Raw genomic sequence first — 12,198 nt, 5'->3', positions numbered from 1 at the left:
CCATTGTTTTCGCTCCCACCTTTCCTACCCAATCCTACCGACGACTGACATCGTAATAAATCTTACAAAAAAAGCCTGTGAAATGGCTGATTTTCATCTAGTTTGATGAGAGGGGAACCCTTTTTAGCTCCGGACGTGGCTCGATGAATTTAATCCATCATGCGCTGCTGCATTTCCTCTATCGAAAACGAATGGAGCAACCATTATTTAAGGAGTAAGTGAGATGAATAAATCATTGTCACTGCTATTTGCATCGATGACTTTGTGTTCGTCTGCTACCGCTTATGCGTTGGTGACGCCAAACCCACCAACATTAAATGCGAAAGGCTATGTGCTGATGGATTACCAATCTGGCGCGATTTTAGTTGAAAAGAACCAAGACGCCGCATTGGCACCAGCAAGCCTGACAAAATTGATGACGGCTTATGTCGTGGGCAAAGAAATTGAATCCGGGCGCACCTCTTGGGACAGTAAAGTCGCAGTGAGTGAAAATGCGTGGTCGGTTAAATTCCCTGATTCGTCAAAAATGTTTATTAAACCAGGTGACAGCGTCACTGTGGCGGATCTGATGCGCGGACTTATCATCCAATCGGGTAACGACGCAGCGGTAGCATTGGCTGAGCATGTTGCGGGCACAGAGAGTGGTTTTGTCGCACTAATGAATCAATGGGCAGTCTCGCTAGGAATGACAAGCACCGAGTTTATCAACGCGCACGGACTTGATGGCCAAGGGATCCACACCACACCGCAAAATATGGCGATCTTGATGCAACGTATTATTGAAGATATGCCAGAGGTGTATGCGTTGTACTCGGAGAAACGTTTTGTTTGGGCGGATATTCAACAATATAACCGAAACCGATTGTTGTGGGACAATTCACTTAATGTGGATGGAGGGAAAACCGGTTATACGTCGGAAGCAGGTTATAGCTTAGTGAGCTCTGCCACACAGGGGCAGATGCGTTTGATTTCTGTCGTGATGGGAACACCAAGTACACAAACACGAGCTGAGGCATCCAGACAGCTCCTTAATTACGGTTTCCGCTTCTATGAAACCGACCAGCTGGCGGTTGCCGATAGGGATGAGCGCTCAGTACGAATTTGGAAAGGTGAAGGCAAGAATCTTTCTGTTGGCTTTGAGCAGGATGTCTACGCCACGTATGCGCGAGGAAAAGGCCGAGATCTATCGAAAGAAGTGGAGATTTATGCGCCGCTCATTGCCCCCGTGAAACAAGGCGATATTGTTGGTAGCGTGACATGGAAAATTGGCGTTGACGAAATCATGACTGAGCCGCTGGTGGCGAAATCGAGCGTTGAAGAAGGGTCAATTTTCACCCGCGTCGTTGATACTGTCGTTCTTTGGTTTAAGTCATTGTTTTCAGATACCAAGTCGCTGTGGGAAAGCTAGGTTCTTAAACATCGACGTCACAACTTTCGAAGAAAGTAAACCCAAAAAAAAGCCCAAACCAATAGTGGTTTGGGCACATACAAATATAGGAGTTTATAAGAAAAAACAGCAGCAGTGCCGTCAGCTATGAAAAGTCAGTGTAAATGTGTTCATCGGTTCATTACTGACTGCATAGTAATAGACCCCCTTCTTTTGCGTTAGTTCCCCTTTCTTCTCAAAAAAATTTAAATGCATTTCTTTTTTTGTAACCGTCTGATGTATCGCGACCTTTTTGATTCTGGTCTAACCAGTTTCAAAATGTTTGATGTTAATCACTTGTTATATCTCTGTTGCAGGCGTATATTCAAACATATGTTTTATACGGATGATTGAAATGGCAAAGATAACCACCAAAGACAAAATCTTAGATGTAGCAGAGGTATTGTTTGCCGAACAGGGCTTTAACGACACTTCCTTGCGGACTATTACCAGCAAAGCAAATGTAAACTTGGCATCGGTCAATTATCATTTTGGTGATAAAAAAACGTTAGTAAGAGCGGTTTTGAACCGTTATCTGGAAGCCTTTATGCCGGCGGTGGAAAAAGCACTGTATGAGCTTAATGATCGAGACTCGCATACGATGGAAGAAGTGTTCAAGGCACTGAAACAGCCGTTGTTGAGTTTGAACCAAGTGAAGCCAAATGGCGCCAGTCGTTTTATGTTGTTAGTGGGTCGTGGTTATACCGATGTACAAGGGCATTTACGCTGGTTTATTTCCACGCGTTACACCGAAACCCTGGCGATGTTTACTCAATCGGTATTAAAGGCCAATACTCAACTAACCCCAGAAACCCTGTTTTGGCGGTTGCATTTCACCCTAGGTACGTGTGTTTTTACGATGGCTTCAAGCCAAGCGCTTTCAGAAATTGCGTACAGTTCATTTGAAAGAAAAGTCGATGCCGAAGTGATCATCGATCAAATTATTCCGTACTTGGCTGCAGGTGTCGCCGCTGAGACGTCATGATTGTTAACTAAAGTTTTCCCGATTTAACGGCTGTTAAACGGAGTGCACCACCAAGTTTGTACCCTAAATAATTATTTTAAAAACAAGACAAATTGTGAACAAAAGGATAGGTAACATGAGCTCTCTAAGAAGAAAATGGGTGAGTGACCCAGCATTTAAAATGTTTAAAAAAGTACTGCCACCACTATCCGCAACAGAGCGTGAAGCGATGGAGGCGGGCAGTGTTTGGTGGGATGGGGAGTTGTTCTCTGGAACGCCTAACTTTAAAACACTACACCAGTACCCAAAACCGACTCTAACGGCAGAAGAGCAGTCGTTTATGGACAACGAGCTTGAAACACTGCTCGCGATGCTTGATGACTACAAAATAGTGACGAAAGACCGCGATTTGCCGAAAGAGGTATGGGATTTTCTACGTAAAGAGCGTTTCTTCTCTCTGATTATTTCCAAAGAGTACGGTGGCCGCGAGTTTTCTTCGTTGGCGAACTCGACAATCGTCACCAAGATCGCAACACGAAGCATCAGTGCTGCTGTGTCGGTGATGGTACCTAACTCGCTGGGTCCTGGTGAGTTATTATCCCATTACGGAACGCAAGAGCAGAAAGATTACTGGTTACCACGTCTTGCAGACGGAACGGATATTCCATGTTTTGCATTAACGGGTCCAGAAGCCGGTTCCGATGCTGGTGGCATTCCAGATAAAGGTATTGTTTGTTATGGCGAGCATGAAGGTAAAGAAGTGCTTGGTATTCGTCTCAACTGGAATAAGCGATACATCACCCTTGCACCTGTTGCAACGGTATTAGGCTTAGCCTTTAAACTTCATGATCCTGACCAGTTGATGGGTGAAAAAGAAGATCTCGGTATTACCTGTGCGTTGATACCGGCAAACCATAAAGGTGTGGAAATTGGCGAGCGTCATGATCCTATTCATCTTGCCTTTATGAATGGTCCAACACGTGGTAACGATGTATTTATTCCGATGGATTGGTTAATTGGCGGAGCGGATTACGCGGGTCGTGGATGGCGTATGCTGGTGGAATGTTTGTCAGCAGGGCGTGGTATTTCACTGCCAGCATTAGGCACGGCGATCGGGCATCTTACAACACGAACGACCGGAGCTTATGCCTATGTTCGTAAGCAATTTGGTATGTCGATTGGTAAGTTTGAAGGAGTAGCAGAGGCCATGGGCCGCATTGGCGGTCTAACATATTTGCTTGAAGCTACGCGTACCATGACGACGACTTCTCTTGATATGGGCGAAAAGCCAGGCATTGTTACTGCCATTGCGAAATATCACATGACAGAAATGGCACGTACCATTCTAAATGACTCCATGGATATCCACGCAGGGCGGGCTATTCAAGATGGACCAATGAACTACCTCGCATCCAGCTATCTTGGGATCCCGGTAGCCATCACTGTAGAAGGTGCCAATATTTTAACTCGTAACTTAATGATCTTTGGTCAAGGTGCGACGCGTTGTCACCCTTACGTGTTAAAAGAGATGGAAGCGGCGGCAAATCCAGATGAAAAGCAGGCATTAGCGGACTTTGACAAGTTGCTCTTCAAACACATTGGTCACGCCACAAAAAATACCTTTGGTGCATTTGGTGCGGCATTAACGGGCTCGGCGTTCGTTGGGGCTTACATGAGCGGTCCAACGAAGCGTTACTATAAAGATATTACGAGGCTTAGCAAAGCATTAGCGGTGAGTGCGGATTTTGCCATGCTAACGCTTGGCGGCGACTTAAAACGAAAAGAGACGATTTCAGCTCGCTTAGGTGATGGACTGGCGTACTTGTTCATGGCGTCAGCGGCGTTGAAAAAATATGAAGATGATGGTCGTCAGCGTGCAGATCTCGATTTTGTTCACTACGCGGTTCAGCACTGTATGCATCATGCCGCGACGTCTTTGAATGAAGCGTACCGTAATTTCCCAGCGCGCTGGGCAGGGCGAACATTAAAAGGGTTGTTGTTCCCAATTGGTAATCACTTTGAAAAACCATCGGATGAAATTGGTCTTAATATCGCTAAAGCAATGATGGTACCAGGAGCCCAGCGTGATCGTTTAACCCAACTTTGTTATATCGGTTCGAAAGAGGATGATAAAATCGGCTTGATGGAGAACGCTTTCATTGCGATGTTTGACATTCAAGACCTAGAGAAGAAGTTATTCAAAGGTGTGAAAGAGGGCAAAGTGGCGAAGAAAGGCTTGCTCAAGGAGCGTTTGGCTCAAGCATTGGAAGCGGAGGTATTGACGCAAGAAGAAGTCGATAAAATCAACGCAGCCGATGCCTTACGTTATAAAGCGATTCAAGTGGATCACTTTAGTCATGACTTGAGTGAAGTCAGAACACACAGCGAGAACAAACCTAAGCTAAATAGTGTGGCCTAACGAGCGACTTCTGCTGAGGATAAGTCCGTTCGGTACTAAAAAACGTAACAAGTAAAGTTAAGAAGGGCGCTTATGCGCTCTTCTTTTGGTCTCAATAAAAGATGATTTTGCTCTGAAAGTGCTCCAACCACTTAGGAAATTAAGGGTTTTTGACAGAAATAAGATGCGATTTGTCTTTGAACCTTTTATCCTAACAAAGATTTTTTGAGGAACTGAATATGATCATCAAACCCCGAATTCGTGGATTTATCTGTACTACTACTCACCCAGTAGGTTGTGAAGCTAACGTAAAAGAACAAATTGCTTATACCCAAGCGCAAGGCCCAATCGCTAATGCACCAAAGCGCGTGCTTGTTGTTGGCTCTTCTAGTGGTTACGGCCTTTCTTCTCGTATCGCTGCGGCATTTGGTGGTGGTGCGTCAACAATCGGCGTATTTTTCGAAAAACCAGCGACTGAGCGTAAGCCAGGTACTGCGGGTTACTACAACTCAGCGGCATTTGAAAAACTGGCAAAAGAAGAAGGCCTTTATGCGAAAAGCATTAATGGCGATGCCTTCTCGCACGAAGCAAAACAAAAAGTTATCGATCTGATTAAAGAAGACCTTGGTCAAATCGACATGGTCGTTTACTCACTAGCGTCACCAGTCCGTAAGCTACCAGATACCGGTGAGCTAATTCGTTCATCGCTAAAACCAATTGGCGAGACGTACACCTCTACCGCCGTTGACACGAACTCTGACACCATTATTGAAGCGAGCGTTGAGCCGGCAACCGAAGAAGAGATCAAAGACACCGTTACCGTTATGGGTGGCGAGGATTGGGAATTGTGGGTTAACGCACTTTCTGATGCTGGTGTTTTGGCTGATGGTTGTAAGACAGTCGCTTACTCATACATTGGTACCGAGCTAACGTGGCCAATCTATTGGGAAGGCGCGTTGGGTAAGGCGAAGATGGACTTAGACCGTGCTGCGTCTGAGTTAAACGCTAAGCTTGCAGAAAAGGGCGGCAGTGCAAACGTTGCTGTGCTTAAGTCTGTTGTGACTCAAGCAAGCTCTGCGATTCCAGTCATGCCGCTATACATTGCGATGGTCTTTAAAAAGATGCGCGAAGAAGGCATTCACGAAGGTTGTATGGAACAGATTCACCGTATGTTCTCACAGCGTCTATATAAAGAAGACGGCACAGCACCTGAAGTGGATGACAAAAACCGTCTGCGTCTTGATGACTGGGAACTGCGTGAAGACATTCAGAAGCACTGTGAAGCGCTATGGCCACAGATCACGTCTGAAAACCTGAAAGAGCTAACGGATTACGTTGAGTACAAAGAAGAGTTCTTGAAGTTATTTGGCTTTGGGGTTGCAGGCGTTGACTACGAAGCGGATATCTCTCCGCTTGTCGAGTTTGACGTTATCGACCTATAATCTAGCGAATAGCAAGATAAAAAAGGAAGCCTTTCGGCTTCCTTTTCTCATTACTCATCTTGTACTTTGATGTCGGTTAAGCGAACCCCGCTAGCTAACTGTATAATGGCTGTCGCTTCTGAATTAAACTGATGATACTCATCTTGCATGTTGTCAATCTCAATCACCTCACTTCCTAAAAGAAGGTGCCCATCGCGATAGACATTGGCATGGCCATTTTTATTGAGTCTGACGTAATAATCCAAACTATCCATACTGTTCACCTAAATGCCGTTTACTTAAATGCCGTTTACTTAAATGAGTAAGCGTTGCCAAGACGTTTAACGCCTACACACTGATACTATTAAAATGCTTACATGACTAATAGTAGGAAAGTTGGTCGGTAATTCAATCTTCATTATTCCGTCACTGACCCGTCATATGTTTATCTGGGACAGTAAAAATGTGACGAGTGATAGAATTCGATTGTTATTTAACACTCATTAGTTACAATGTCGCCTTGCGTTAAAGGGTGCATCTGTATTTGCACTCAATAGCGTAACTCTCTCGATAAATAGTGACAGTCTTACTCTGTGTAAGGTTGTTAATCATTAATGCAAGTCTTGCTTGGTGTGCAAGACCACTGTAATAGGATTATACATGCCTGTAATTACTCTTCCTGACGGCAGTCAGCGTTCATTTGATGCCCCTGTTTCCACTCTAGATGTTGCCCTTTCTATTGGTCCTGGTTTAGCGAAAGCAACCATTGCTGGTCGTGTAGATGGCGAACGTGTAGATGCTTGTGATCTTATTGAAAATGATGCAAGCCTAGAAATCATCACGGCAAAAGACGAAGACGGTCTAGAGATCGTTCGTCACTCATGTGCTCACCTTTTGGGACATGCGATTAAGCAATTGTACCCAGACGTAAAAATGGCGATTGGTCCTACGATCGACAATGGCTTTTATTACGATATCGATCTAGAAGAATCTCTAACACAAGATGATATAGAGAAGATCGAAAAGCGCATGAAAGAGCTTGCCAAAACCAAATATCAAGTGGTTAAGAAAAAAGTAAGCTGGCAAGAAGCACGCGATGCATTTGAAAGCCGCGGCGAAACTTACAAGATTGAAATCTTGGATGAAAACGTCTCTAAAGATGATCGTCCAGGCCTATACCATCACGAAGAATACATCGACATGTGTCGTGGTCCACACGTGCCAAACATGAGCTTCTGCCAGCACTTTAAATTGCTGAACGTAGCAGGCGCATACTGGCGTGGTAACAGCGACAACAAAATGTTGCAGCGTATCTACGGTACGGCATTCCACGATAAAAAAGCACTGAAGGCGCACCTAACACGTCTAGAAGAAGCGGCAAAGCGTGACCACCGTAAAATTGGTAAACATTTGGACTTGTTCCACATGCAGCAAGAAGCACCGGGTATGGTGTTCTGGCACCACAATGGTTGGTCTATTTTCCGTGATCTTGAAGTGTTCATTCGTGAAAAACTAACAGAATACGATTACCAAGAAGTAAAAGGCCCATTAATGATGGACCGTGTACTTTGGGAACGTTCTGGTCACTGGGATAAATACGCAGAAGCGATGTTTACGACTTCTTCTGAGAACCGTGAATACGCTATCAAGCCAATGAACTGCCCAGGTCACGTACAGATCTTTAACCAAGGTCTTAAGTCTTACCGTGACTTACCGTTGCGTATGGCTGAGTTTGGTTCTTGTCACCGTAACGAGCCGTCTGGCGCATTACACGGCATTATGCGTGTTCGTGGCTTTACTCAAGATGATGCTCACGTATTCTGTACAGAGCAACAAGTTCAGCAAGAAGTAAAATCTTGTATTGAGATGGTTTACGATACATACCAGACGTTTGGTTTTGACAATATCGTTGTTAAGCTATCTACGCGTCCTGAAAAACGTGTTGGTTCTGATGAAATGTGGGACCGTGCAGAGTCGGATTTAGAGCTTGCGCTTAAATCTATGGACATCGCATACGAGATTCAAGAAGGTGAGGGTGCATTCTATGGACCTAAAATTGAATTTACTTTGCATGATTGTTTGGACCGAGCTTGGCAATGTGGTACAGTGCAGCTCGATTTTGCATTACCCGAGCGTTTAGGAGCAACTTACGTAGGCGAAGATAACGAGCGTCACACGCCAGTTATGATTCACCGCGCGATTTTAGGTTCACTAGAGCGCTTTATTGGTATTCTAATTGAAGAATATGCAGGCTTCTTCCCAACATGGTTAGCTCCAGAGCAAGCTGTTGTTATGGGAATTACTGACAAACAGTCTGAATATGTTCAAGAAATTACGAAAAAACTGCAAAAAAGTGGAATTAGAGCCAAAGCGGACTTGAGAAATGAGAAGATTGGCTTTAAAATCCGCGAACATACTTTGAAACGTGTACCGTATATGCTCGTTTGTGGCGACCAAGAAATGGAAGCAGGCGAAATTGCAGTACGTACTCGTAAGGGCAACGATTTAGGTAAGTTTAAAGTGGATGACTTTATCACATACATCCAAGCCGAAATCGCAAGCCGTAAGCTCAATCTGGAGGAATAACCTATTAAAGGCGGAAGACGTGGCCAACAACCGGCCAAACAAAACCAGCATCGTTTAAACGGTGAAATTCGTGGCGTTCGTGAAGTTCGTCTAACAGGTGCAGATGGTGAACCTGTTGGTGTCGTTCTGATTCAAGAAGCGTTAGATGCAGCTCTAGAAGCTGGTATGGATCTCGTAGAGATCAGCCCTAACGCCGAGCCACCAGTCTGTCGCGTGATGGACTATGGTAAGTTCCTCTTTGAAAAGAGCAAAGCTGCTAAAGAGCAGAAGAAAAAGCAAAAACAGGTTCAGATTAAGGAAATAAAATTCCGTCCTGGAACTGATATTGGAGACTATCAGGTAAAACTACGCAACCTGACTGGTTTCCTTGAAGACGGCAACAAAGTGAAGGTAACAATTCGCTTCCGTGGCCGCGAAATGGCTCACCAAGACATCGGTGTTGACGTTCTACATCGTTTGAAAGCGGATACTGAAGAATTTGCAGTAGTCGAATCTTTCCCAACGAGAATTGAAGGTCGCCAGATGATCATGGTATTGGCCCCTAAGAAGAAGTAATTTACGGCTTGCAAGTAATATAACCTTGCCGTGCCTTGTTAAAGAGGTAAGCGGTAGGGTTTTATTCGCCTAATTACTAGTGTTTAATTAACTCAACAATGCGGAGTTCTTCATCATGCCTAAGATGAAATCCAACAAAGGTGCAGCTAAGCGTTTCAAGAAAACAGCTGGTGGTATCAAATTTAAGCACGCTGGTAAACGTCACATCTTGACTAAGCGTACTACTAAGAACAAGCGTCAACTACGTCCGAACGCAATTCTTCCTAAATGTGAAGTTGCTGCAGTTCTACGTATGTTGCCATACGCTTAATTCTTTTTAGTTTATCAATCGTTTAGTTTAGGAGAGACATAATGCCTCGCGTAAAACGTGGTGTACAAGCTCGTGCACGTCATAAGAAAGTTCTAAAACAAGCTAAAGGTTACTACGGAGCACGTTCACGTGTTTACCGCGTAGCTTTCCAAGCTGTTACTAAAGCAGGTCAATACGCATACCGTGACCGTCGCAACAAGAAACGTCAATTCCGTCAACTGTGGATTGCACGTATCAACGCGGCTTCTCGTCAAAATGGTCTATCTTACAGCCGTTTCATCAACGGTCTTAAGAAAGCATCTATCGAGATCGATCGTAAGATCCTTGCTGATATCGCTGTATTCGACAAAGCTGCATTTGCAGTTCTAGTTGAAAAAGCGAAAGCTGCTCTTTAATTAGCAGTTTAGATCTTTGATAAAGGAGAGCATTTGCTCTCCTTTTTTATTGCCTAAATTTTATTACCTAAAGTAAGTTGGATAGTGGGCTTTTTACGCCATTGGCACCACGATTCACCACATGAGTATATATCTGGGTAGTTTTAATATCCGTATGACCAAGCTGCTCTTGAACTGTGCGAATATCTGCACCACTTTCAAGAAGGTGAGTTGCAAATGAATGGCGCAACGTGTGACAGCTTACCGACTTACTAATTCCCGCCTTTTTTACCGCTTGTTTAACAACTTTTTGAAGACTCGTCTCATTAATATGATGGCGATAAAGCCGCTTTGATACTGGATCAACGGCCAATCTTATCGAAGGGAATAAATACTGCCAGTTAAGCTCTTTGTTAGAGTTGGGGTATTTCGTTGCCAATGCATTAGGTAAAAACACACCTGAGTATTCCTTTTGCTTAAGATCTTGCTGCCAAAGCTTCATGACATTTTTCTGCTGTAGTTCGATTGCCGGTAATAGTTCTTTAGCCAATGTAACAATACGGTTTTTATTACCTTTAGCTCGCCATATCCTCAGTGCACCATATTCAAAATCAATATCTTGATATCTAAGCCTTAAACACTCCATTAAACGCAGGCCAGAGCCATACATCAATTGTGTTGGAAGCAAGTAGTTAGCGGGAATATTTTCTAATAGCTTTGCGACTTCACGTGTTGTTAGTACCGTAGGCAGCTTTTTTCCTTTATGTGATTTTTTGAACTGGATATCCAATTCAATCGGCACTCCAATTATGTGTTTATATAAGAATACTAAAGCATTGAGAGCGACAGCTTGGCTGCGAGCCGCTAGGTTTCGACTAGTCACTAGATATGACAGAAAGTCCTCTACATCTTTGCTATTAAGTTCGCGAGGATGCTTCTTGTTATGGTAGACAATGTATTGAACTATCCAGGTAAGGTAAGCATCAATGGTTCGCTCTGAATAATGTCTAGCACGCATAAATTCACGAATGTAATTCATAAAAGGAGATTTCATCGCCACTACCTTGAATACTGTTTATATATACAGACTTTTAGTTTAGGCGTGAGCTCCGAACTTAGACGGAAGAATTCTAGCTTTTGTGATGAGCAACAAGTTTAATACTACTTAGCTAACTGATTTTTCAGTAATAATACTCTAACATAGACCAATTCTATGATTATAGAAGGCGGTAGCGTGCGAGAAAGTACGGAATAAGTCCGTCTATAAAGCTACATGGACTCCCTCTTTTGTCAACAATAGCTCGCGCTGACAACAGTGGATCGGACAGCAGCTCTACATTCGGTGTTTAATCGGATTCGTTCCGTCACCCTGATGATATTCGCTTGATGCTGACCTCATTCGTTAGACAGTATTTGCTACTAGCTTTATAGACAGGTTTAAACATCTCGGTCTGATCGTATTGTCATCATTTGCTATTGCTTTGACTCGGTGAGTGTTAACCGTTTACATAGTTAATCTTGTACTCTTTTCCTGTTGTTAATAATGCCCATATGATACGAGCATTCTTTGCTGCTAGGGCGACAGCCGCTCGTTTATAACCGCGTCGTTCAACGAGTTGGTTTAACCAAATGCTGTTGTGGTCGGTCTTCTCTTTGCATCGTGCAATAACGGCTCTTGCGCCATGAATAAGGAGAGTGCGAATGTGTTTTTCGCCTCTTTTGCTGATGCGCCCAAGATGAACATGACCACCGGTTGAGTATTGCCTTGGAACCAACCCTATCCACGCGGCAAATTGCCGGCTAGAGCCAAATTGCTTAGCGTCATTGACGGTCGCGATAATGGTACTTGCACTGTGTTCCCCAACACCAGGAATATTCATAAGAGCCCTTGCTGAAGCCATTTCTCGGACTAATGCTGAGACTCTTCGGTCATAGTGTAGGATTTCAAGATTAAGGCTTTGAATCTTGTTCGACAGATCTTGAAGTAGTTCACGAGCCAGCATAGGCAAGCCATTTTCCGCATCTTCGAGGATACTCCCGATAGTGTTTTGGGCCGAGTAGCGGCCTTGTGGCATGACAAGGCCAAATTCAGAGAGTAGCCCTCTAAGTTGGTTGATGGTTGCGGTTCTTGTTTTAATTAACCCCTGGCGAATACGATGCAGGC

General features: G+C 44.1%; 11 protein-coding genes. 8 read left to right on the top strand and 3 right to left on the bottom strand.

What is annotated here, in order from left to right; translation table 11 throughout:
- Nucleotides 1–223: 223 nt before the first annotated feature.
- The 4 genes from M9196_RS13830 (at nucleotide 224) to fabV (ending at nucleotide 6,230) form a co-directional block, all read left to right on the top strand.
- Entirely contained in the window at nucleotides 224–1,408 is a 1,185-nt protein-coding gene (locus M9196_RS13830) for a D-alanyl-D-alanine carboxypeptidase family protein (protein ID WP_250618117.1), read from the top strand.
- A 364-nt stretch (nucleotides 1,409–1,772) separates the two neighbouring features.
- Entirely contained in the window at nucleotides 1,773–2,411 is a 639-nt protein-coding gene (locus M9196_RS13825; RefSeq protein WP_250618116.1) for a TetR/AcrR family transcriptional regulator, read from the top strand.
- 115 nt (nucleotides 2,412–2,526) lie between these two features.
- Nucleotides 2,527–4,809: an acyl-CoA dehydrogenase gene (locus M9196_RS13820; RefSeq protein ID WP_250618115.1), complete on the top strand. Its 2,283-nt coding sequence runs from the start codon at nucleotides 2,527–2,529 to the stop codon at nucleotides 4,807–4,809.
- A gap of 218 nt (nucleotides 4,810–5,027) precedes the next feature.
- A complete protein-coding gene (fabV, locus tag M9196_RS13815; protein ID WP_250618114.1) occupies nucleotides 5,028–6,230 on the top strand; it encodes an enoyl-ACP reductase FabV in 1,203 nt (400 codons plus the stop codon).
- 50 nt (nucleotides 6,231–6,280) lie between these two features.
- Here the strand turns inward: fabV and M9196_RS13810 are convergent, their stop codons facing one another.
- The gene (locus tag M9196_RS13810; RefSeq protein ID WP_250618113.1) at nucleotides 6,281–6,484 is read right to left on the bottom strand and encodes a hypothetical protein; all 204 of its coding nucleotides are present in this window, start codon (nucleotides 6,482–6,484) and stop codon (nucleotides 6,281–6,283) included.
- A gap of 385 nt (nucleotides 6,485–6,869) precedes the next feature.
- On the opposite strand from M9196_RS13810, the gene thrS reads away from it, so the two are divergent.
- The 4 genes from thrS (at nucleotide 6,870) to rplT (ending at nucleotide 10,055) form a co-directional block, all read left to right on the top strand.
- Entirely contained in the window at nucleotides 6,870–8,795 is a 1,926-nt protein-coding gene (gene thrS, locus M9196_RS13805; RefSeq protein WP_250618112.1) for a threonine--tRNA ligase, read from the top strand.
- A 3-nt stretch (nucleotides 8,796–8,798) separates the two neighbouring features.
- Entirely contained in the window at nucleotides 8,799–9,350 is a 552-nt protein-coding gene (gene infC, locus M9196_RS13800; RefSeq protein WP_250618237.1) for a translation initiation factor IF-3, read from the top strand.
- Between the two features lie 115 nt (nucleotides 9,351–9,465).
- Nucleotides 9,466–9,660, top strand: a complete 195-nt coding sequence (gene rpmI / locus M9196_RS13795; protein ID WP_250618111.1) for a 50S ribosomal protein L35 — start codon at nucleotides 9,466–9,468, stop codon at nucleotides 9,658–9,660.
- Nucleotides 9,661–9,701: 41 nt separating this feature from the next.
- Nucleotides 9,702–10,055: a 50S ribosomal protein L20 gene (rplT, locus tag M9196_RS13790; RefSeq protein ID WP_004401084.1), complete on the top strand. Its 354-nt coding sequence runs from the start codon at nucleotides 9,702–9,704 to the stop codon at nucleotides 10,053–10,055.
- Nucleotides 10,056–10,122: 67 nt separating this feature from the next.
- Here rplT and M9196_RS13785 read toward each other — a convergent pair whose 3' ends face one another.
- On the bottom strand, nucleotides 10,123–11,088 hold the full coding sequence (locus tag M9196_RS13785; RefSeq protein ID WP_250618110.1) for an integron integrase: 966 nt from the start codon (nucleotides 11,086–11,088) through the stop codon (nucleotides 10,123–10,125).
- A gap of 442 nt (nucleotides 11,089–11,530) precedes the next feature.
- A partial coding sequence (locus M9196_RS13780) for an IS110 family RNA-guided transposase (protein WP_250618109.1) occupies nucleotides 11,531–12,198 on the bottom strand: 668 nt, incomplete at its 5' end.

This window comes from Vibrio methylphosphonaticus (assembly GCF_023634655.1).
Lineage (GTDB): Bacteria > Pseudomonadota > Gammaproteobacteria > Enterobacterales > Vibrionaceae > Vibrio > Vibrio methylphosphonaticus.
This window is presented reverse-complemented; position numbering and strand designations above follow the sequence as displayed.